Origin of the sequence: Pseudomonas sp. NPDC089918, from assembly GCF_050280605.1 — a bacterium.
Taxonomy (GTDB): domain Bacteria; phylum Pseudomonadota; class Gammaproteobacteria; order Pseudomonadales; family Pseudomonadaceae; genus Aquipseudomonas.
Map to the genome: position 1 here is coordinate 147777 of NZ_JBNNVP010000003.1, position 22497 is coordinate 170273.

20 protein-coding genes are annotated in these 22497 nt (G+C 60.0%); 11 read left to right on the plus strand and 9 right to left on the minus strand.

The genetic code is table 11. The features are described 5' to 3' along the window. Positions 1 to 187: 187 nt before the first annotated feature. The 4 genes from ACQKPC_RS03490 to ACQKPC_RS03505 form a co-directional block, all read right to left on the minus strand. The gene (locus ACQKPC_RS03490; RefSeq protein WP_427623122.1) at positions 188 to 586 is read right to left on the minus strand and encodes a putative zinc-binding protein; all 399 of its coding nucleotides are present in this window, start codon (positions 584 to 586) and stop codon (positions 188 to 190) included. A 74-nt stretch (positions 587 to 660) separates the two neighbouring features. Continuing rightward, positions 661 to 1335, minus strand: coding sequence for a Crp/Fnr family transcriptional regulator (locus ACQKPC_RS03495; RefSeq protein WP_063340214.1), 675 nt, complete (start codon positions 1333 to 1335; stop codon positions 661 to 663). Positions 1336 to 1421: 86 nt separating this feature from the next. Beyond that, a complete protein-coding gene (narL, locus tag ACQKPC_RS03500; protein ID WP_008067117.1) occupies positions 1422 to 2069 on the minus strand; it encodes a two-component system response regulator NarL in 648 nt (215 codons plus the stop codon). Continuing rightward, a complete protein-coding gene (locus ACQKPC_RS03505) occupies positions 2066 to 3868 on the minus strand; it encodes a HAMP domain-containing protein (RefSeq protein ID WP_427623123.1) in 1803 nt (600 codons plus the stop codon). Before ACQKPC_RS03505 ends, narL begins: the two co-directional genes overlap by 4 nt. 303 nt (positions 3869 to 4171) lie before the next feature. Between ACQKPC_RS03505 and ACQKPC_RS03510 the strand changes: the two genes are divergently transcribed. The 11 genes from ACQKPC_RS03510 (at position 4172) to ACQKPC_RS03560 (ending at position 18826) form a co-directional block, all read left to right on the plus strand. Then, positions 4172 to 5476, plus strand: a complete 1305-nt coding sequence (locus tag ACQKPC_RS03510) for an MFS transporter (RefSeq protein ID WP_427623124.1) — start codon at positions 4172 to 4174, stop codon at positions 5474 to 5476. Continuing rightward, positions 5454 to 6851 (plus strand): NarK family nitrate/nitrite MFS transporter, encoded by a 1398-nt coding sequence (locus ACQKPC_RS03515; RefSeq protein ID WP_427623125.1) that lies wholly within the window; start codon positions 5454 to 5456, stop codon positions 6849 to 6851. Before ACQKPC_RS03510 ends, ACQKPC_RS03515 begins: the two co-directional genes overlap by 23 nt. A gap of 69 nt (positions 6852 to 6920) precedes the next feature. Continuing rightward, a complete protein-coding gene (locus tag ACQKPC_RS03520; RefSeq protein WP_427623126.1) occupies positions 6921 to 10694 on the plus strand; it encodes a nitrate reductase subunit alpha in 3774 nt (1257 codons plus the stop codon). A 1-nt stretch (position 10695) separates the two neighbouring features. Beyond that, positions 10696 to 12234: a nitrate reductase subunit beta gene (narH, locus tag ACQKPC_RS03525; protein WP_038982852.1), complete on the plus strand. Its 1539-nt coding sequence runs from the start codon at positions 10696 to 10698 to the stop codon at positions 12232 to 12234. A 2-nt stretch (positions 12235 to 12236) separates the two neighbouring features. Continuing rightward, entirely contained in the window at positions 12237 to 12992 is a 756-nt protein-coding gene (gene narJ, locus ACQKPC_RS03530; RefSeq protein ID WP_102614424.1) for a nitrate reductase molybdenum cofactor assembly chaperone, read from the plus strand. Continuing rightward, positions 12985 to 13665: a respiratory nitrate reductase subunit gamma gene (narI, locus tag ACQKPC_RS03535; RefSeq protein WP_192343689.1), complete on the plus strand. Its 681-nt coding sequence runs from the start codon at positions 12985 to 12987 to the stop codon at positions 13663 to 13665. The genes narJ and narI overlap by 8 nt, the downstream gene beginning before the upstream one ends. A gap of 10 nt (positions 13666 to 13675) precedes the next feature. Beyond that, positions 13676 to 14635 (plus strand): peptidylprolyl isomerase, encoded by a 960-nt coding sequence (locus tag ACQKPC_RS03540; protein ID WP_008067098.1) that lies wholly within the window; start codon positions 13676 to 13678, stop codon positions 14633 to 14635. A 25-nt stretch (positions 14636 to 14660) separates the two neighbouring features. Further along, positions 14661 to 15653, plus strand: a complete 993-nt coding sequence (gene moaA / locus ACQKPC_RS03545) for a GTP 3',8-cyclase MoaA (protein WP_427623127.1) — start codon at positions 14661 to 14663, stop codon at positions 15651 to 15653. A 265-nt stretch (positions 15654 to 15918) separates the two neighbouring features. Further along, entirely contained in the window at positions 15919 to 17934 is a 2016-nt protein-coding gene (locus ACQKPC_RS03550) for a ribonucleoside triphosphate reductase (RefSeq protein ID WP_427623128.1), read from the plus strand. A gap of 32 nt (positions 17935 to 17966) precedes the next feature. Continuing rightward, positions 17967 to 18134, plus strand: a complete 168-nt coding sequence (gene nrdD / locus ACQKPC_RS03555; protein WP_017338867.1) for an anaerobic ribonucleoside-triphosphate reductase — start codon at positions 17967 to 17969, stop codon at positions 18132 to 18134. Then, positions 18131 to 18826 carry an anaerobic ribonucleoside-triphosphate reductase activating protein gene (locus tag ACQKPC_RS03560; RefSeq protein WP_176466953.1) on the plus strand — a complete coding sequence of 232 codons (696 nt, stop codon included), beginning with the start codon at positions 18131 to 18133 and terminating at the stop codon, positions 18824 to 18826. Before nrdD ends, ACQKPC_RS03560 begins: the two co-directional genes overlap by 4 nt. Before the next feature lie 15 nt (positions 18827 to 18841). On the opposite strand, the gene ACQKPC_RS03565 is transcribed toward ACQKPC_RS03560, so the two are convergent. The 5 genes from ACQKPC_RS03565 to ACQKPC_RS03585 form a co-directional block, all read right to left on the minus strand. Beyond that, complete coding sequence (locus ACQKPC_RS03565) at positions 18842 to 20221, minus strand: 4Fe-4S binding protein (RefSeq protein ID WP_427623129.1); 1380 nt, start codon at positions 20219 to 20221, stop codon at positions 18842 to 18844. Next, complete coding sequence (locus tag ACQKPC_RS03570) at positions 20209 to 21063, minus strand: FTR1 family iron permease (RefSeq protein ID WP_427623130.1); 855 nt, start codon at positions 21061 to 21063, stop codon at positions 20209 to 20211. The genes ACQKPC_RS03565 and ACQKPC_RS03570 overlap by 13 nt, the downstream gene beginning before the upstream one ends. Positions 21064 to 21084: 21 nt before the next feature. Further along, the gene (locus ACQKPC_RS03575; protein WP_008067071.1) at positions 21085 to 21417 is read right to left on the minus strand and encodes a cupredoxin domain-containing protein; all 333 of its coding nucleotides are present in this window, start codon (positions 21415 to 21417) and stop codon (positions 21085 to 21087) included. Further along, positions 21418 to 21948, minus strand: coding sequence for an iron transporter (locus ACQKPC_RS03580; protein WP_427623131.1), 531 nt, complete (start codon positions 21946 to 21948; stop codon positions 21418 to 21420). 87 nt (positions 21949 to 22035) lie between these two features. Beyond that, positions 22036 to 22395: a hypothetical protein gene (locus ACQKPC_RS03585; RefSeq protein WP_427623132.1), complete on the minus strand. Its 360-nt coding sequence runs from the start codon at positions 22393 to 22395 to the stop codon at positions 22036 to 22038. Between the last annotated feature and the right edge of the window lie 102 nt (positions 22396 to 22497).

Genomic DNA, 22497 nt, shown 5'->3' on the forward strand with positions numbered 1-22497 from the left:
TGGCGAGCCTAAGCGAGGCACCGAACGAAAGGGGCAAAAGCGCTTTGGTTACTTTCGCGCTTTTCGAAAGTGACTCGCTGTAAAAGCGAAACCAACAGAAGCCGTTACCGAAGAAACGGATATACACCCTGCCGAGGCGAGTGCACCTGCCACATAGCGGGCAAGCCCACAGGGTTTTTGTTGTTCTTCAGGCCGTCGTTTCCTGCCGGCTTACATGCTGGCGAGCATCACTGGCAATCAACTGCCTGATCCCTTCAAACAACTCATCGCTCTGCGCCTGCGTGCAGTCCTCACCATGGCGTTTGCGCAGCCCATAGTGGCTGAGAATCAGATGCACATCAGCATGCAGGCCATGTTGCTTGAGGCAGTTTTCAACGCATTGCAACGGGCAACCATCCAGCGCGAAGATCCGGCGCCCCGAGCGTGCCTTGTTGACCAGCGCTGCCACGTGCCCGCCAACACCGACGATGCAGGACATTTCAGCCAGGCCGCTGCGGTCCAGTCGCACGGCCAGGGTATTGGCCAGTTGGGCGACATTGGAGCAACCTGAGCAGGAGTAAACCAAAGGCAGGGTTGAACGGGGCATTTGCACTCTCCGTGGATGGACGCTGCCAGTGTGCAAGGCGCCTGGCATTGCGCCTTGATGACGGTCAATTCCGGCTATTGGAAAGCCGCCAGCTCCTCTTCAGCGAGGATGCTGATATGGCGACGCTCCATGGCGATCAGGCCGCACTCCACCAGACGATGCAAAATCCGCGAGAAGGTTTCCGGCTGAATCCCAAGCTTCGACGCCACCAGGCGTTTGGACACTTGCAAGACAATCTGGCCGGTAACCGGGTGGCGTTCCTGGAACAGAAAATTGATCACCCGACGAGTCGCACTGGCCATGGTCAAGGTATCGATGTCGCGCAGACGCAGGTGCAGGTGAACACTCATGCTCGCCAGGATCGCCAGGCAGACTTTCGGCTGGTCCTCCAAGGCATTGCGGTAATGGTTGCCCTCGATACTCACCAGCACGCTGTCCTTCAGGGCCGTGGCGCTCACCGGGTAGAGCCGGGCCTGGCTGAACAGCAAGGCTTCGGCAAAGGTCTGGCCGGGCTGGATGATCTCCACCAGGTTTTCCTGGCCTTCGCCGGTGAGCCGATACAACTTGACCTGGCCGCTGACCAGCAGGAAAAAACGCCTGGCCGGATCCCCTTGATGCATGAGCGTGCTGTGACAACTCAGGCGCTTGAGCATGGCCAGGCTGCAGACTTCCTCGAAGACTTTCTCCGGCAGTTGGCTGAACAGATGATGACGGCGCAACGTTAAAACGATGGAAGGGTGGGTCAGCATGGCGTACCTCCGCTGACCGTCATAGTAGAGAGCGCAGGCCCATTGACCTATGCCTCTGCAGGCCTACCTCCAAGGAGGGATGCCTGTCAGCCTGCACTGCGCAGATGCTCCATGGCCCACACTGCCGCCTCCACCCGCGAGCGCAAGCCGAGTTTGTGCAGCAGGTTTTTCACGTGGACCTTGACCGTCCCTTCGGTGATGCCCAGCTTGTGCCCGATGACCTTGTTGCTGAAGCCGCTGGCGATGGTTTTCAACACCTGACGCTCACGCTCGGTCAGTTCCACCACGGCCTGGCGTGCAGGAGCGCGCAGTGCCTGGGCCATGACTTGAGTCAGCCCCGGGCTGATGACCAAGGCGCCGTTCAAGGCATCGCGGATGTACTGGATCAACAGTTCCGGTTCCATGTCCTTGAGCAGATAACCGTCGGCATCCAGGCGCAGTGCATCGCGAATATCGTCTTCTGCATCCGACACCGTAAACAGCAGCACTTTGCCGGTGTAGTGCATCGCCCGTAATCGGCGCAGGGTTTCGATGCCATTCATTTGCGGCATGTTGTTGTCGAGCAAGACCAGATCCGGTCGAAGCGGCTCAATCAGACCGAGTGCTTCTTCACCCTGGCTGGCTTCGCCGACGATCAGGAAATCATCTTCGAGTTCGAGCATCTGGCGAATGCCGTGACGCATCATCGGGTGGTCGTCTACCAGCAGGATTCTGTGTTGCGGGGACGGGGTCATAGGGTGCTGCCTTCTGTTTGCTGCCCGAGAAATTCCGGGTGGAATTCCAGTTGGACACGGGTGCCTTGGGGTTCCCTGGAGATGATCTGCAGCTGGCCGTGCAAGCTGCGAGCCCGCTCATCCATGATGTTCAGGCCGTGGTGTTCGCGTTGGTCGACGTTGCCGCTGAAGCCGCGACCGTCGTCTTCGACCGACAACCTGACCGTCTCGCCGTCTTGGCGCAGTTGTAGCCAGGCGTTTTGTGCATGGGCGTGGCGCAGACAGTTGGAAAGCGCCTCGCGGGTGATCTGCAGAATATGGATTTGTTCGCTGGCCGATAGCTGGAAGGCCAGCGTGTCGACGTGCAGATGCACCTGAAACTCCCCTCGGCGGGAAAATTCCTCGGCGGTGTCCTTGAGTTCCTGCACCAGTCCCGCGTCGTGAATCTGTAATCGAAAAGTCGTCAGCAACTCGCGTAACTGGCGATAGGCATTGTTCAGTCCCTCGCGCAATTCGGCCGTGACGGTTTCCAGGGTCTGGACCGGTTCACCCCGGCGCATCAGGGTCTGCATGCGGCTGACTTGCAGCTTCATGTAGGACAGGGCCTGGGCCAGTGAATCGTGCAGCTCGCGGGCGATGATCGTGCGTTCCTCGAGCAGCAGCAGGCGATGATCCTGTTCCCGTTGGCGCTTGAGCGAGAGCGAGGTGCCGATCAGGTTGGCCAAGGCCTGGATCAGTTGGGTTTCCCAGGCTTGCATGGGGTGCCCGTCGACAAAGTGCGCCTTCAGCTCACCCAGTTCACTGCCCTGGTTGCTGATGCTGAAGGCTTGCGGATTGGCTTTGTGGTGCTTCTGGCAAGTGGCGCAATCGCTACTGGCGCAGACTTCGCGGATGTTCGCGCCATGCAGGGCCAGTAACTGTTGGGCCGGTGCCTGCAGTTGACCTTGCAGGCACAGCGACAGACGCAAGCCGGGCAGGCGTTGCTGGAAGCGTCGAATCAACTCATCCAGGCCTTCGGCATTGGCCAGGCGTGTGGCCAGGCTTCGGCTGCTTTGATACAGGAGCTCCAGGGCGGCATTGGCTTGTTGCAGGTTCAGGGTTTTTTGCCGGACCTGACTTTCCAGGGTGCGATGCGACTCTTCAATCGTCTCGGCCATGGTGTTGAAACTCGTGGCCAACTGGCCCAGTTCGTCCTGGGACTGATGGTTGACCCGCACCTTGAAGTCGCCGCGACGAAAGCGCTGGGTTGCGTCCACCAACTCCTTGAGGGGCGTGACGACACCGTACTGTAACTCGTACAACCCGATCAGCAGGACAATCATGGTGGTGAACAAGGCCAGGCCCTGGATCACCTGTTGCCAGCCTTGCTTTTGTTCGCTTTGACGCTGCAACAGGTTGACGAACTGGTTCAGTTGTTCAACGAAGGACAGGGCCTGGACCTGAAAATAGGCCGCATCGCCGCGTAGCAGTGCCGGGAGTAAATCCTCGTTCCATTGTTGCTGGATTTGCCCATAGCTGATTTGCAGGGCGGCGGTCGGGCCATCTTCCAGCACGGCCTTGAGTGACTGGCTGGTGAGACGGGTTTGCAGGCTGTCGGTGATGGCGGCGATTTCTGAGGGCGTTGCACCCGCGGCCAGTTTCCAGCTCAGGTGATAAGTCTCCATGCGCACCGAGCCTGCGGTGTTGATGGCGGCGGCATCGCCCTGGCTGAACCAGGCGATCAGCCCGGCGCTCAGCGAACTGGCGAGCGCCAGCACGGCGATCAGGATCACCGCCAGCCCGGCGCGAGCGGGCAGGGAGCTGCGCAACCAGCGCATCATCGGCGCAGGTCCCGGAAGAAATCAGGAAAACAGAGCATGTGCAGCACCAGAGTGGGTTTTGCCGCCGATCCCGGGCGCGCTACCTCTAAAGAGTTGTCGACAGGTCCTTGTCAGCAAAAACGCGGGTTAAAACTCTTAACAAGCTGATAAATAAAGGGTTTTAAGGCTTTCTTGCACTACCTCCTTAGAGGTAGACCGCACAAGCATAGGCCTATGCCCCCATGGGCTTCGTTGACCTGGGTCAAGTTTTTGCGGGGTTGGCCTCTCTAGTCTGCCGCCATGGCTAACTGACTGGAGAGCATTGTGACCCAACCGCGTGTACGACAAGGCTTGGTGCTGGGCATGAGCACGCTGGCCTTCACTGTGTGCTTCATGGTCTGGATGATGTTTGCCGTGCTCGGTGTACCGATCAAGGACCTTCTCCAGCTCAACGAAACCCAGTTCGGCCTGCTGGCTGCGACCCCGGTCCTGACCGGCTCGCTGGTGCGTTTGCCGCTGGGTTTGCTGACCGACCGCTTTGGCGGACGCAGCGTGTTCTTCCTGCTGATGCTGGCCTGCGTCGCGCCGCTGTATTTGATCAGCCACGCCACCGCCTACTGGCAGTTCCTGGTGCTGGGTTTGTTCGTCGGCCTGGCCGGCGGCTCGTTCTCGGTCGGGATTGCCTACGTCGCCAAATGGTTCGACAAGGAGAATCAAGGCTTCGCCATGGGCATCTTTGGCGCCGGTAACGCCGGAGCCGCGGTGACCAAGTTTCTCGCCCCGGCACTGATCGCCGCCGGTAGCTGGCAACTGGTGCCGAAAGTCTTCAGCGCGATCCTCTTTATTACCGCGCTGCTGTTCTGGTTTCTCAGTGCCGAAAACAAGGACCACCGCAGTGCCACCGGCGCTACCTTGCGTGAGCAACTGCGCTCGCTGAAGGACCCTGCGGTGTGGCGCTACTGCCAGTACTACTCGATTGTCTTCGGCGGCTACGTCGCCCTGGCACTGTGGATGACCAAGTACTACGTGCAGGAATACGGTTTCAGCCTGCAAAGCGCGGCGCTGCTGGCGGCCTGTTTTTCCCTGCCCGGTGGCGTGCTGCGCGCCGTCGGCGGCTGGATGTCGGATCGCTGGGGGGCGCAAAGCGTGACCTGGTGGGTGTTGTGGGTCAGCTGGATCTGCCTGTTCCTGCTCTCGTATCCCCAGACCCAACTGCAAGTGCAGACCATCGATGGCCCGGTGGATTTCCACATCGGCCTGAGCCCCGCGCTGTTCACCGTGCTGCTGTTCGTCATGGGCATCGCCTTCGCGTTCGGCAAGGCCTCGGTCTTCAAGTACATCGCCAACGACTACCCCAAAAACATGGGTGCGGTGTCCGGCATCGTCGGCCTCGCCGGTGGCTTGGGCGGTTTCGTGCTGCCAATCCTGTTCGGCGCCCTGGTGGACCTCACCGGCGTGCGCTCTTCCTGCTTCATGTTGATGTACGGCGTGGTCTGGGTCTCCCTCACCTGGATGTACTTCAGCGAAATACGCAAAAGCCCGGTGCTGGGTAAAGCGCCGCTGCTGACCCCGTCCCCGATTTCCAGCATTGCCCTAGGAGAAGAACATGTCCGTTCTGCAAAAGCCTGACAAAGGCCCGGTCATTCATGACTGGCGCCCCGAGGACCCAGCATTCTGGGGAAGTAGCGGCAAACAGACCGCCACGCGCAACTTGTGGATTTCCATTCCTGCGCTGTTGTTGGCCTTCGCGGTGTGGATGGTCTGGAGCACGGTGATTGTGCGTTTGAACGCCATCGGCTTCACCTTCACCACCGACCAGCTGTTCTGGCTGGCGGCGTTGCCGGGGCTGTCCGGCGCGACCTTGCGCGTCTTCTATTCCTTTATGGTGCCGATCTTCGGTGGCCGTCGCTGGACCGCCCTGAGCACCGCGTCGCTGTTGTTGCCATCGATCTGGATGGGCTTCGCCGTGCAGGACCCGAGCACCTCCTACAGCGTGTTCGTGTTGATTGCCTTGCTCTGCGGTTTTGGTGGCGGCAACTTTGCCTCGAGCATGTCCAACATCAGCTTCTTCTATCCCAAGTCGCAGCAGGGCACGGCCCTCGGCCTCAACGCCGGGCTGGGTAACCTGGGCGTCTCGGTGATGCAGTTCTGTGTGCCGCTGGTGATTACCTTCGGCGTGTTCGGCTTCATGGGCGGCTCGCCGCAAGCACTGCCGGACGGTGGCCAGTTGTGGCTGCAGAACGCCGGGTTCATCTGGGTGCCTTTTATTGTCCTGGTGACGGTGCTGGCCTGGTTCGGCATGAATGACCTGTCCAGTGCCCGCGCTTCGTTCAGCGAGCAGGCGGTGATCTTCAAACGCAAACACAACTGGCTGATGTGCTGGTTGTACCTGGCGACCTTCGGTTCATTCATCGGTTTCTCCGCCGCGTTTCCGCTGCTGATCAAAACTTCCTTCCCCGACGTGATTGCCTTGAAATTCGCCTTCCTCGGCCCGTTGGTTGGCGCTTTGGTGCGGCCATTGGGCGGCTGGCTGGCGGACAAGCTCGGTGGCGCGAAAGTGACCTTGTGGAACTTCGTGGCAATGATCGCGATGGTCTTCGGTGTGATGCACTTCCTGCCGCAGAACGGTACCGGCGGCAACTTCTACGGCTTCCTCGGCATGTTCATGCTGCTGTTCATCACCACTGGCGTCGGCAACGGCTCCACCTTCCGGATGATCCCGGTGATCTTCCGCACCCAGCATGAAAAAGCCTCGGCCGGAAAACCGCCAGCCGTACGCGAACAAGCGCTCAAGGATGCCGGTAAAGAATCGGCCGCCGTCCTGGGCTTCAGTTCGGCCATGGGCGCCTTCGGTGCGTTCTTCATTCCCAAATCCTTCGGCTCTTCGATGGCCCTGACCGGCGGCCCGGAGATGGCCTTCTACATGTTCGTCGGCTTTTACCTGAGCTGCATCGTGGTGACCTGGTGGTGGTACGCGCGCAAAGGCGCCGCGACACCCTGCTGAGACGACCCGAATTCAATCATTGCGTGGGCGGGGCACAGACTCCGCGACAAAGCCTGAGAGGACTACACCGTGAGTCATTTACTGGATCAATTGCGGTTTTTCAACCGTAAGCAAAACGAGTTTTCCGACGGTCATGGAGAGACCCGCAAAGAGTCTCGCGACTGGGAGAACGTCTACCGTTCGCGCTGGCAGTACGACAAGATCGTGCGTTCTACCCATGGGGTGAACTGCACCGGCTCCTGCTCGTGGAAAATCTACGTCAAGAACGGCCTGATCACCTGGGAAACCCAGCAGACCGACTACCCGCGTACCCGTAACGACCTGCCGAACCATGAGCCCCGTGGCTGCCCCCGTGGTGCCAGTTACAGCTGGTACATCTACAGCGCCAACCGCCTCAAGTACCCGAAAATCCGCAAGCCGTTGCTCAAGCTCTGGCGCGATGCGCGGCAGACCATGGCGCCGGTCGAAGCCTGGGCCAGCATCGTCGAGGACAAGGCCAAGGCCGACTCCTATAAAAGCAAGCGCGGCATGGGTGGCTTCATTCGTTCCAACTGGGAAGAAGTCAACGAGATCATTGCCGCGGCCAACGTCTACACCATCAAGCAATACGGCCCGGACCGGATCGTCGGCTTCTCGCCGATTCCGGCCATGTCGATGGTCAGCTACGCCGCAGGCTCGCGTTACCTGTCGCTGATCGGCGGTGCCTGCTTGAGTTTCTACGACTGGTACTGCGACTTGCCACCGGCCTCGCCGATGGTCTGGGGCGAGCAGACCGACGTGCCGGAATCGGCCGACTGGTACAACTCCAACTACATCATTGCCTGGGGGTCCAACGTCCCGCAGACCCGTACCCCGGATGCGCACTTCTTCACCGAAGTCCGTTACAAGGGCACCAAGACGGTCGCGATCACCCCGGATTACTCGGAAGTCGCCAAGCTCACTGACCTGTGGCTGAACCCTAAACAAGGCACCGATGCGGCGCTGGCCCAGGCGTTCAACCATGTGATCTTCAAAGAATTCCACCTGGACAAGCCGAGCGCCTATTTCACCGATTACGCCAAGCGCTTCACCGATTTGCCAGTGTTGGTGCTGCTCAAGCAAATGGTCGACAAGGCACCGGGCGCCGGTTACCAGCCGGACCGCTTCCTGCGCGCCAGCGACCTGACCGACAACCTCGGTCAGGAAAACAACCCGGAATGGAAAACCATCGCGCTGGATGTCAGCGGCGAACTGGTTTCCCCTCAAGGCTCCATCGGTTATCGCTGGGGCGAGAAGGGCAAGTGGAACATCCTTCCTCGTGAAGGCGGCGAAGGCCGTGAGATCGATCTGAAGCTGAGCCTGATCGGTGATGACGTGGCCGAAGTGGCGTTCCCGTATTTTGCCGGCGAGTCCCACGAGCACTTCCAGCACGTGGCCGGCGAAGCTGTGCAATACCGCCGCGTGCCGGTGCATAACGTGGTGCTGGCGGACGGCAGCGTGGCCAAGGTCGCCACCGTGTTCGACCTGTCGGCAGCCAACCTGGCCATCGATCGCGGCCTCGGTGGCGCTAACGTGGCCAAGGATTACAACGACGCCTCAGTGCCCGGCACCCCGGCGTGGCAAGAGCAGATCACCGGCGTCAGCCGCGAGAAAGCCATCCAGATTGCCCGTGAGTTCGCCGACAACGCCGACAAGACCAAGGGCCGCTCGATGATCATCGTCGGCGCGGCGATGAACCACTGGTACCACATGGACATGAACTACCGCGGGCTGATCAACATGCTCATGCTCTGCGGGTGTGTTGGCCAGACCGGTGGCGGTTGGGCGCACTACGTCGGCCAGGAAAAACTCCGTCCGCAATGCGGCTGGCTGCCCCTGGCGTTCGGCCTGGACTGGAACCGTCCGCCACGGCAAATGAACGGCACCAGTTTCTTCTACGCCCACAGCTCGCAATGGCGCCACGAGAAAATGAGCATGCACGACGTGCTCTCGCCATTGGCCGATAAATCACAATTCCCTGAGCATGCCCTGGACTACAACATCCGCGCCGAACGTGCCGGCTGGTTGCCCAGCGCACCGCAACTCAACACTAACCCTTTGCACATTTGCCGCGACGCCGCTGCGGCCGGCATGGACCCGAAAGACTACGTGGTCAAGTCGCTGCAGGACGGTTCGCTGCGTTTCTCCTGCGAACAGCCGGACAGCCCGGTCAACTTCCCGCGCAACATGTTCATCTGGCGTTCCAACCTGCTGGGCTCCTCGGGCAAGGGCCACGAGTACATGCTCAAGTACCTGCTCGGCACCAAAAACGGCGTGATGAACGAAGACATCGGCCAGGTCGGCGACTGCAAACCCGAAGAAGCCGAATGGGTGGACGAGGGCGCCATCGGCAAGCTCGATCTGGTCACCACGCTGGACTTCCGCATGTCCTCGACCTGCGTCTATTCCGACATCGTCTTGCCGACCGCGACCTGGTACGAAAAAGACGACATGAACACCTCGGACATGCACCCGTTCATTCACCCGTTGTCGGCGGCTATCGATCCAGCGTGGGAATCGCGTTCCGACTGGGAAATCTACAAAGGCATCGCCAAGGCGTTTTCCAGCATGGCCGAAGGGCATCTGGGCGTTGAAAAGGACCTGGTGACCATCCCGTTGATGCACGACAGCGTCGGCGAACTGGCCCAACCGTTTGGCGGCACCGACTGGAAAAGCGACGGCGTTGCACCGGTGCCGGGAAAGAACGCACCGAACCTGCATGTGGTGGAGCGTGACTACCCGAACATCTACAAGCAGTTCTCGTCCCTCGGGCCATTGCTGGAGAAAAACGGCAACGGTGGCAAGGGCATCAACTGGAACACCGACACCGAAGTGAAATTTCTCGGTGAACTCAATCACAAAGAAGGCGACGCCGGTATCAGTCACGGCCGTCCGAAAATCGACACGGCGATCGATGCCGCCGAAGTGATTCTGTCCCTGGCGCCGGAAACCAATGGCCATGTCGCCGTCAAGGCCTGGGCGGCGTTGTCGGAATTTACCGGTATCGATCACAGCCACCTGGCGCTGTCCAAGGAACACGAGGCGATTCGATTCCGCGACATTCAGGCACAGCCACGCAAGATCATTTCCAGCCCGACCTGGTCGGGGCTCGAAGACGATCACGTCAGCTACAACGCCGGCTACACCAACGTTCATGAAGGGATCCCATGGCGCACCATCACCGGTCGCCAGCAGTTCTACCAGGATCACCCGTGGATGCAGGCGTTCGGCGAGCAACTGATGAGTTATCGCCCGCCCGTCAACACCCGCACCATCGAAGGGGTTAAAGGCAAGCGCAGTAACGGCCACAAGGAAATCGTCCTGAACTGGATCACCCCGCACCAGAAGTGGGGCATCCACAGCACCTACAGCGACAACCTGCTGATGCTCACCCTCAGCCGTGGCGGGCCGATTGTCTGGCTCTCGGAGAACGACGCGAAAAGCGCCGGCATCGAGGACAACGACTGGATCGAATGCTTCAACGTCAACGGTGCACTGACCGCCCGGGCGGTGGTCAGCCAGCGCGTCAAGGACGGCATGGTGATGATGTATCACGCACAGGAACGGATCGTGAACGTGCCAGGTTCGGAAACCACCAAGACCCGTGGCGGTCACCACAACTCGGTCACCCGGGTGGTGCTCAAGCCGACCCACATGATCGGCGGCTATGCCCAGCAAGCCTACGGTTTCAACTATTACGGCACGGTCGGTTGCAACCGCGATGAGTTCGTCGTGGTGCGCAAAATGTCCAAAGTCGACTGGCTCGATGGTTCAAGTGGCGATGACCTGCCACGTCCGCTGCCGACCGATATCGAGGAGAACTGAGATGAAGATTCGCTCACAAATCGGCATGGTTCTGAACCTGGACAAGTGCATCGGTTGCCACACCTGTTCGATCACCTGCAAAAACGTCTGGACCAGCCGCGAAGGCATGGAATACGCCTGGTTCAACAACGTCGAATCGAAACCCGGGATCGGCTATCCGAAAGAATGGGAAAACCAGGACAAGTGGAAGGGCGGCTGGATCCGCAACGCCAACGGCACGATCAACCCGCGCATCGGCGGTAAATTCCGCGTGTTGGCGAACATTTTCGCCAACCCGGATCTGCCGAGCCTCGACGATTACTACGAACCGTTCGACTTCGATTACCAGCACCTGCACACCGCGCCGCTGGGCGAGCATCAGCCCACTGCGCGCCCGCGCTCGCTGATCTCCGGCAAGCGCATGGAAAAAATCGAGTGGGGCCCGAACTGGGAAGAGATCCTCGGCACCGAATTCGCCAAGCGTCGCAAGGACAAGAACTTCGACAAGATCCAGGCAGACATTTACGGCGAATACGAAAACACTTTCATGATGTATTTGCCGCGCCTGTGCGAGCACTGCCTCAACCCGACGTGCGCGGCGTCGTGCCCGAGCGGGGCGATCTACAAGCGTGAAGAAGATGGCATCGTCCTGATCGACCAGGAAAAATGCCGTGGCTGGCGGATGTGCATCAGCGGCTGCCCGTACAAGAAAATCTATTTCAACTGGAAGAGTGGCAAGTCCGAGAAATGCATCTTCTGCTACCCGCGGATCGAAGCCGGGATGCCGACTGTTTGCGCGGAAACCTGCGTCGGGCGCATTCGTTACCTCGGGGTGCTGCTGTATGACGCCGACCGCATCAGCGAAGTGGCGAGCACCGCCAATGAGCAGGACCTGTACGAGAAACAACTGGAGATCTTCCTCGATCCGAACGACCCGGCAGTGATTCGCCAGGCCCTGGCCGATGGCGTACCGCAGTCGGTGATCGATTCAGCCCAGCGTTCGCCGGTCTACAAAATGGCCGTGGACTGGAAACTCGCACTGCCGCTGCACCCGGAATACCGCACCTTGCCGATGGTTTGGTACGTGCCGCCGCTGTCGCCGATCCAGAACGCCGCCACTGCCGGTACTGTCGGTATGAACGGGGTGATCCCGGATGTCGACAGCCTGCGTATTCCACTCAAGTACCTGGCCAACCTGCTGACGGCGGGCGATGAAAAACCGGTCAAGCGTGCGCTTAAACGCTTGCTGGCAATGCGCGCCTACAAACGTTCCGAGCAAGTCGACGGGGTTCAGGACCTGCAAGTGTTGAAGGACGTCGGCCTGAGCGTGGCCCAGGTCGAGGAGATGTATCGCTACCTGGCGATCGCCAACTATGAAGACCGCTTTGTGGTACCGAGCGCGCACCGTGAAGACGCCATGAGTGACGCCTTTGCCGAACGCTCCGGTTGCGGCTTCAGTTTCGGCAGCGGCTGCAGCGGTAGCTCTGACACCAACATGTTCGGTGCGAAGAAAGCCAACCGCCGCGACATCCTGAAAACCGTCCAGTTGTGGGAGGAATGAGCATGCAAATTCTCAAAGTGATTTCGCTGCTGCTCGATTACCCGACCGAGACGCTGATTGGCGGTCGCGACGAACTGGAGAAAGCGATCATCCAGTCACGGGAAATCAGCCCTAAACAGCGCGGCGCGTTGTTCGAATTGCTCGAACTGATCTGCGCCAATGACCTGATGGATGGGCAGGAGCACTACGGTGCGCTGTTCGGCCGGGGTCGTTCGCTGTCGTTGCTGTTGTTTGAGCATGTGCACGGCGAGTCCCGCGACCGTGGTCAGGCGATGGTCGACATGATGGCGCAATACGAAGAAGCCGGTTTTGCCATCGGCGTCAAAGAGCTGCCCGATTACATCCCGCTGTACCTGGAGTTCCTGTCCACCCGCGAAGACATCGAGGCCCGCGAGGGCCTGGCGGATGTTTCGCACTTGCTGGCCTTGCTCGCGGCGCGCCTGGAAGAGCGTGAAAGCGCCTATGCCAGCTGCTTCCGGGCGCTGTTGCAAATCGCCGGGGCCGAGCCGCATCAAGCGGTCGCCGACCTGCGGGCGCAAGTCGCGGCGGAGCCTCGCGACGACTCTCTCGAAGCCCTCGACAAGATCTGGGAAGAGGAGGCCGTGGACTTCCTCCAGGCCGAACAGCAGGACCGTTGCAGTTCATTGCCTAGCGCACCGGGCAAGGCCCGTGAGGAAAGCGCGGTGCCGTTGCACTGGGTGGATTTTCAGCATGAAGGGTTGGCCGCCGCGCCAGCCAAGGAGGTCGGTAATGTCTAAATGGAATCTGTTGTTGTTCGGGATCTATCCCTACGTCGCTTTGGCCATTTGCCTGATTGGCAGTTGGGCACGCTTCGACCTGTCGCAATACAGCTGGAAGGCAGGTTCGAGCCAGATGCTCAATCAGCGCGGGATGCGCGTGGCGAGCAACCTCTTTCACGTTGGTGTGTTGTTCGTGCTGGCCGGGCATTTCGTCGGCCTGCTGACCCCAGCGTCTGTCTATCACCACGTGATCAGCACTGAGAACAAGCAGTTACTGGCCATGGTGTCCGGCGGGTTCTTTGGCCTGCTGTGCTTGATCGGCTTGCTGATGCTGGTCAATCGGCGGCTCACCGATCCTCGGGTACGTGCCACCTCCAGCCCTTCGGACATCCTGATTCTGCTGGTGCTGCTGGCGCAGTTACTGCTGGGGCTGCTGACGATTGCGGCGTCCACCGCGCATATGGATGGCTCGGTGATGGTGATGCTCGCCGATTGGGCGCAGAACACCGTGCTGTTGCGGCCGATGGAAGCGGCGGCGGCCATCGCGCCGGTCGGGCTGACCTACAAGCTGCACGTGTTTCTCGGTTTGACCCTGTTTGTGCTGTTCCCCTTCACCCGTCTCGTACACATGATCAGCGCACCGATCTGGTACCTGGGGCGTCGTTATCAAATCGTTCGTCAGAAGTACTGAGGAGACAATCATGTCAGGTGGATGTGGATGTGGTGGTGGTAACGGCGGCAGCGGTGGCTGCGGGTCTTCCAAAAAAGCCGAGGACGTTCTCGACATCGCGCCGGTCGCAGAGGCGCAGTTTGAAGCACTCCCGGTTGAGCCGGCGGCTGCCGATGACGCCCCGGCGCAGTTGATCGCCAGCAGCGAACAGGAGTGGCCGATCATCAGCGTCAATGAGGTATCGATCACCCCGGAGGCAATGGCCCAGGAGCTGCAATATCACCCGGCCGAAAGCCGCGAGGAAGCGGTGTACCTGGCCGCCCGGGCGCTGGTGATCCGCGAGTTGTTGCAGCAGCGCATTGCCGAACTCGGCGTGTCGATGGAGATTGGCGCTGGCGAGAACGAAGAAGAAGCGGCCACGCGCTTGTTGCTCGAACGCGAGGTACACGTACCGCAGTGCGACGAAGAAACCAGCCTGCGCTACTACGAAAACAATCGCGGGCGCTTTCACAGCGCACCGTTGCTGGCGGTTCGGCACATCCTCCTCGAGTGTGCGCCGGACGATGTCGAGGCGCGCGCCGTTGCGCATGATCAGGCGGAAGTTCTGCTGCAACGTCTGGAAGACTTTCCCGGCAGTTTCGCCGAGCTGGCCGTGAAGTATTCGGCCTGTCCGTCGAAGGCCCAGGGCGGTTCTCTGGGGCAAATCAGCAAGGGCCAGACCGTGCCCGAACTGGAACGTCAGCTGTTCACGCTGGCGCCGGGCCTGGCCAGTAAACCGCTGGAAAGTCGCTACGGCTGGCATGTGGTCAGTGTCGATCAGCGGATCGAAGGCATGCCGTTGCCCTATGAAGTGGTGTCGACAGCGATCCGCACGCAGTTGCAGCAAGGCGTCTGGCAAAAAGCGCTGGTGCAGTACCTGCAAACCCTGATCGGTGCGGCGGATATTCGCGGTATCCATTTGCAGGGCGCCGACTCACCGCTGGTGCAGTGAGCATCGTGGCAAACCGGGAGATGTGATGAACGCTGTAATGCAGGATGGCTTTGGACGGCAGATCGATTATCTGCGGATGTCGGTGACGGACCGTTGTGATTTTCGCTGTGTGTATTGCATGGCGAAAAACATGACCTTCCTGCCGCGTCAGCAGGTGCTCACGCTGGAAGAGTTGCAGCGTCTGGCAACGCTGTTCGTCGGGTTGGGCGTACGCAAAATTCGCCTGACCGGTGGCGAACCGCTGATTCGTCCGGGCATTGTCGAACTGTGCCGCAGCATCGCCGCGCTGCCCGGTTTGCGCGAACTGGTCATGACCAGCAACGGCTCGCAACTGAGTCGCCTGGCCCGGCCATTGGTGGAGGCGGGGGTCAAGCGGATGAACATCAGCCTCGATAGCCTGGACGGGCAGAAGTTTCGTGCGATCACCCGCATCGGCGATCTCGATCAGGTGCTCAACGGCATCGAAGCGGCGCGGGACGCGGGGTTTGAGCGGATCAAACTCAACTGCGTGGTGATGAAAGGGCGCAACTTCGATGAAGTCCCGGCGTTGGTGCAATACGCCATCGATCAGCGCATCGATATCAGTTTCATCGAAGAAATGCCGTTGGGCGACGTCGGGCGTTCCCGGGGCGAATCGTTTTGTTCAAGCGATGAAGTGCGGGCGCTGATCGCCAGCCAGCATCGGTTGCTCGACAGCACTGAAAACAGCGGCGGACCGGCGCGCTACGTGCGCCTGGAGCGCCATCCCGATACCCGAATCGGTTTTATTTCGCCCAACAGCCACAACTTCTGTGGCAGCTGTAATCGGGTGCGGATGACTGTTGAAGGGAAGCTGTTGCTGTGTCTGGGGCAGGACGATGCCCTGGATTTAAGAGGATTGCTGCGGCGTTATCCGCTGGATGACCAGCCGCTGATCAACGCGGTGCAGAAGGCCTTGCGCGGCAAGCCGTTGCGCCACGACTTCAGCCCCGAAGGGGAGGTGCAGATTGTTCGGTTCATGAACATGAGTGGGGGTTGAGCTGATCTTTAAAACACAGCAAATCCAATGTGGGAGCGAGCCTGCTCGCGATAGCGGTAGAACAGTCGACATCAATGTTGAATGTGCTGCAGTCATCGCGAGCAGGCTCGCTCCCACATTAGATTTTCTTTTGCCGTCATCGGACGTTTTTTTCACCGTCAAATCTTGATATCGATCAATTGCAGATCAGCCCTTTGTCCGTAGTCTTTACTGCATGTTGTGTTTTTTTGTCTATAAACATCTATATGTAGTATCTGGAGGCCGAATGCAGAGCACGCTGATCTCAGTTGGATGTAACCGCTTGCACAAGCGTGATGGCAGTCTGGTCGCCTTCGATGCAGACAAGATCCGTCAGGCGTTGATCGCTGCCGGCAAGGCAACCGGGGAGTACACCGAGGTTGAGGTTGAAGGTTTGCTTCAGGCGGTACTCGCCCGGCTGGACGGACTGCCAAGGCTGCATGTCGAGCAGATCCAGGATCGTGTCGAACGGGTATTGATGGACGCCGGTTTCTTCTTTGCCATGCGCGCCTACATCGTCTACCGCGAACAACACGGGCGTTTGCGTCGCGACCGCCGGACCATGGTCGAAGTGGCGACCTCGATGAACGAGTACCTGGACCGTGAAGACTGGCGAGTCCAGGCCAACGCCAATCAGGGGTATTCCCTGGGTGGGCTGGTGTTGAACGTATCCGGCAAGGTCACTGCCAATTACTGGCTGGACGAGGTGTACAGCGAGGCCATCGGCCAGGCCCACCGCGAGGCGGACTTGCATGTGCATGACCTCGACATGCTCGCCGGTTACTGCGCCGGGTGGTCGCTGCGCACCCTGTTGCACGAAGGGCTCAACGGTGTGCCGGGGCGTGTCGAAGCCGGTCCGCCGAAGCACTTGAGCAGCGCTTTGGGGCAGATGGTGAATTTCCTCGGCACCCTGCAAAACGAATGGGCCGGTGCTCAGGCATTCAGTTCGTTCGACACCTACCTGGCGCCTTATGTGCGCAAGGACCAGCTGAGTTATCAAGAGGTGCGCCAGGCGATCCAGGAGTTCATCTATAACCTCAACGTCCCGTCGCGCTGGGGCACCCAGACGCCTTTCACCAACCTGACTTTCGACTGGGTGTGCCCGCAGGATTTGCGTGAGCAGATACCTGTCATCGGCGGGGAGGAAATGCCGTTTGCCTATGGCGACCTGCAAGTCGAAATGGACCTGCTCAACCGCGCCTACATCGAGGTGATGCAGGCTGGCGATGCGAAAGGGCGAGTGTTCACCTTTCCGATCCCGACCTACAACATCACCCATGATTTTCCGTGGGACAGTGAAAACGCCGACCGCTTGTTCGAGATGACCGCGCGTTACGGCTTGCCTTACTTCCAGAACTTCCTCAATTCGGATCTGCAGCCCAATCAGGTGCGCTCGATGTGCTGCCGTTTGCAGCTGGATGTGCGCGAGTTGCTCAAGCGCGGTGGCGGTTTGTTCGGTTCGGCGGAACAGACCGGGTCGCTTGGTGTGGTCACCATCAACTGCGCCCGTTTGGGCTATGTGTTCAAGGGCAACACCAGTGGTTTGTTGCAGCGCCTGGACACGCTGATGGAGCTGGCGATGGAGAGTCTGGAGGTCAAGCGTAAAGTCATTCAGCATCACATGGACGCCGGTTTGTACCCTTACACCAAGCGTTACCTGGGCACCTTGCGCAACCATTTTTCCACCATCGGCCTCAACGGTCTGCATGAAATGCTGCGCAATTTCAGCGGCGACGAGGAGGGTATGCACACCGAACAGGGCCGCAAGTTTGCCCTGAATATGCTCGACCATGTACGCGCCACGTTGCTGCGTTTCCAGGAGGAAACCGGTCATCTCTATAACCTGGAAGCGACACCGGCAGAAGGCACCACTTACCGCTTCGCCAAGGAAGACCTCAAGCGCTATCCGGACATTCTCCAGGCCGGCAGTGTGCAGGCGCCGTATTACACCAACTCCTCGCAACTACCCGTGGGCTACACCGAAGACCCCTTCGAGGCCCTGGAACTTCAAGACGAGCTGCAATGCAAATACACCGGCGGCACGGTCCTGCACCTGTACATGGCCGAGCGAATTTCCTCGACCCAGGCCTGCAAGCAACTGGTGCGCAAAGCCCTTGGCCGCTTCCGCCTGCCGTACCTGACCGTGACCCCGACGTTCTCGATCTGCCCGGTGCACGGCTACCTCGATGGCGAGCATGAGTTCTGCCCCAAGTGCGACGAAGCACTGCTGCTGCAAGAGCAGAAGCTCGGCACCGTTCATTGATTTCGATCCACTCAACCGCAAGGAGCTTCACCATGACTGCATCACAAACACTGCCCCAGGCTCAACGTCAACGCTGCGAAGTCTGGACCCGGGTGATGGGTTATCACCGTCCTGTGTCGGCGTTCAATCCGGGTAAACAGTCGGAGCACCGCGAGCGGGTGCACTTCACTGAAAGCGCGGCACTGGCCGGGCGCCAATGAGTCGAATGCTTCGGGTCGGGGGCATGGTGCCCCTGACCACTATCGACTATCCGGGACAGCTCGCCTGCGTGCTGTTTTGCCAGGGTTGCGCCTGGCGTTGTCGTTATTGTCATAACCCGCAGCTGATTCCCCCTCGTGGCAGTGAGGAAGTGGATTGGCGGCGGGTGTTGGCATTTCTGCAACGTCGTCAGGACCTGCTTGATGCCGTGGTGTTCAGCGGTGGTGAACCGACTCTGCAGGACGGTTTGCTCGGTGCCATGGATGAAGTGCGGGACATGGGATTTCGCATCGGCTTGCACAGCGCCGGCATCAAGCCGGCGGCGTTCGCCAAGGCACTGACCGGCGCGGATTGGGTCGGTTTCGATGTCAAGGCGTTGCCCGAGGATTGCCAGGCCATCACCCGGGTCGAGGGAAGCGGAACCGCTAACTGGCGCAGCCTCGAGCATCTGCTGGCCAGTGGTGTCGACTACGAATGTCGCACCACGGTGCATTGGCATCTGTTCGAACCGGCGCGTCTGCTGATCCTGGCCAAACGCTTGAATGCGCTTGGCGTCAAACGCTTTGCCGTGCAACTGGTTCGCACCGAGCGGATGTTCGATCCGCTGTTGCCGAGCGTTTCGGCTCAAGCGTTGCTGCCAGAGTTGTGGGAGGCCATGCGCGAGTTGTTTCCAGCCTTCGTGTTGCGGGGATAACGGGGGCTGGGGAACTCAAGCCCAGCCCCAGAATTGCAACCACCAGCCAAATCCCACCATGCCTTCGGCCAGGAGCAGGCAAGCGATGGCGGACCCGCGTCGCACCTGGGAAAGACCTTCGCGACTCAGCCGTTTCCAACCCAGTAGCAGGCTCCAGCCCACCGCGGCCAATAGCAGACAGGCCCTGGCCGGTTGCACCCACTCCAGCAGCAGACCTTCATAACGCAGTAATTTGACGGTGGTGGCCGACAGCCCGAGAAACAGGCCGGCACCCCCCAGGGGCGTGAGTGTCAGCGCCAGGGGCCAATACAGTTTGCGATCTCGCGCCAGTCGGGCCGTCAGACGCAGAAGCAGCATCAAGGCCGTGCCGAGCACAATCGAACTCAAACTCAGGTAAGCGACGATGCTGAAACCGTCGAGCCAGCTGAAGCTGTCGTTGAGCTGCGGGTAATGGGTCAGCAGCCACCAGGGGGCGTTATCCTGCAAGGCCCAGAACTGGTTGTGTTCGACCAGCCACTGGGCCAGGGATTGTTTGAGGGCGACAAACCATGGGCTGACCGTCCACTGAAACGCGCCCATGGCCAAGCCAATCACGCCGAACAGCAGCAAGCGTGTATCCCAAGGGGATAGGGTCTGCGCTGTCGCGTGAAGAATCTCCTGATTGCTGGAGCGGGCGATCAGTTGAACGGCACCGCGTTGCCCGCTGCAGCGTCCGCAGGCGTGGCAATCACTGGCGCTTTGCAGGCGGCGGATATCGAGCAGGGGAGCGCAGTTGGGCGGCGGCAGGCGTGGTGCGGAATTTTCTAGCCAGCGTTGTTCGTCGACCTGAAAGTGCACGGGGGCCAGCCTTGCGAGCAGGGCGAAGACACCGCTGACCGGGCACAGGTAACGGCACCAGACTCGCTTGCCCCGGGCGAACAACAACCCGACGATGACCGCTGCGACGGTCGAACCGCCCAGAATCAACAGCGCGGCCTGGGCGTAGTCATAGACGCTGATCAATTGGCCGTAGAGGGTCGTCAGGCAGAACGCCAATGTTGGCCAGCCGCCCCAACGCAACCAGCGCGGCACACCCAGGCCTTTACCGTAATGGCTGGCCCATTCGCTGAGCGAACCTTCCGGGCACAGAACGCCACACCAGAGTCGGCCGAAGAACACCATCGACAGCAACACGAACGGCCACCAGATCCCCCAGAATAGAAACTGCGCGAGCAAGGTCAGGTTGTCGAGTATCCGTGCCTGGCTGTCTGGCAGCGGCAACAGCGCCGGGGTCACCAACAGCACCGCGTAAAACACTACAACAGCCCACTGCACCGCACGGATGACGGGCGCATGGCGACGCATCCCGTCGCCCAGGCGCTGGAGCCATCGATTGCGCCGGCTCAGGTCGGGCATGGCAGGTTTTCCGCAGTCCGTTGCCGTAGCCAGCCGCCGACCGCCAGCCAATAACCGATCCACACCAACAAGGTCAGGCCACTGGGGCTTGCCCGATAACCGGCGAACCCGGCAAGAAAACCACCCAATCCGTGGCTGTCGTTCAGCAACGTGCTGCTGTCCCAAAGCGCTTCGCCAACGAGGCTATAAACCACGCCCGGCAAATCCAGGGCGAGCAGTTGGCCGCCGATTCGTTCGGTGCCGCTGACCAGCAACGCTGCGCCGAGCATGAGCAGGATGACTTCGCTGATGGCAAAGAATCGCTGCCATGAAATGAATCGGCGACTGCTGTGCAGCAGCGTGATGGTCAGCGCCGACAGCACCAGTCCCAACACGCCGCCGACGGCAAACAAACCGAGCTGCGGACCTCGCAACCGGGCGCCGGCGCCATAGAGAAAAACCACTGTTTCGCTGCCTTCGCGGCTGATCGCGAGCATGGCCAGCAGTAATAGACCTGCGCCCCCTTGCCGAGCCAGGTGGCTATCGGCGTGTCGTCGCAAATCGTGGTTGAGGCTGCGTCCGTGGCGATGCATCCAGCCCACCATCTGCACCATCAACAGGCTTGCAACCAGTGCGAGTGCGGCCTGGAACCATTCGCTGGCCGACCCGCTCATGGCCTCACCGGCAAACAGAATCAACACCGCCAGCAGGCCCGAGAGCATCAACCCCAGCACCACACCTGCCCAGAGGAATTTGACCAGCCGATTACATTGGCCTTGCTGGCTGGCCCAAGCCTGGAGAATACCGATCACCAGCAACGCCTCGACGCTTTCGCGCCAGACGATGAACATTGATTGATTCATGGAAGCTCCGTGCTCTGCAGGTTATTTCGCGAGGATGCCGCCCTCGGGCAATTGCGGATTGAACTCGTCGAAAAAGGGGTAGTGACCGGGCCTTAGGGGGTGGATGACCACGAAGGTTGTCACGCCCGGCGACAAGACTTTTTCAACCCGCAACGGCGTGCTCTCGAACTCGGCCGGACCTTGGCCGACGTTCTTCAGAACGATCTTGAAGCGTTGTCCGGCTGGCACCTCCAGCAAGGCAGGCGTGAAGTGGCCATCGCGAAGGCTCAGCTCAAAGCTGGGTAACTGGGCATAAGCCGTCACTGGCACAACGGCTCCGGCGAGGATCAGCCAGGCAATGCGCAGGCGCTTCATTCAATAACCGCCTTTTTTACCGATGCCGGCGTAGATGAATTCGTAGTGCAGTTCGCAGCGTTCGAACCAGGGCGCTACACCGGTTTCCTTATCGGTATGGCGCCCAAGGGAGCCGTGACCGCCAGGTGGCAGGACGGTGAAGGTCAGCCGATATTTACCCGGTCCCAGCAGCTTCACATTGTCGCCATAGTGCGGGCCATCATTGGCGACCATGGCATGGAAGTCGCCCTTGATTTCGTCCGGGTTGCCCGCTCTGCTCAAGTTGAACGAGACATTGAGGTAAGGCACGAAACTGCCTTCCTGAAAGCCTTGGCGATTGTCCGCGGTGGCCCGAATGTCAGCTTCCAGGTGGACGTCGGAATCCGCGGTGGCGCGCATCATCCCCGCAGGTGCCATTTCTATCGGCTGCAAATACACCGCCCCGACTTCCAGCCCGGGACACAACTGTGGTTCCCCGATCGGGTATTCCTTGGCGTGAGCCAGCGGCGATAGCAAGAGCAGGGCGAGTGATAGCGAAAAAGGGGTACGCATAATAGCTTCCTGAACACTGACGAGTAGGAGCCCGAGTCTAGGAAGCTTTGCTGCGAACAATAATGATTGTTATCAAGTTTTGAGCAATTAAACGGTTGGCTCGTCACGTTGGCGAAATCGCTGGGCGCGCTCAACGCTGTGGGTCATCTGTGCCGCCGCATGAACGGTCAAGGGATGTTGGGTAAAACCGGGTCTGGGGGAAATGTAGTCGGCCATTTTCCGGGCAATGGCGAGCTGACGTTCCGAACCTTCTGCCAGCAGCGCGATGACCAGGTTTTCCAAGGCAATCACCCGGACACGCAAGTGAACCAGCTCGGCGTTGGTCAAGGCGGGCGGGGCGGTAAACGCCTCGCCATCGATGGATGTTGCGGCGTTTTGATCGTCCCATGTCGACAGGGTTGGATGGTCCGGGGCCCCAACGCTTGGGAAAGGATTTTTATTGAGCATGAGCGACGTCTCCAGGTCTGTTCAGCCGTAGAAGCTTAGCTGCAGGATCGCGATGGGGGAGGGAAGTCGCTTGATGTCGATTCTTGATATGTATCAAGGCTG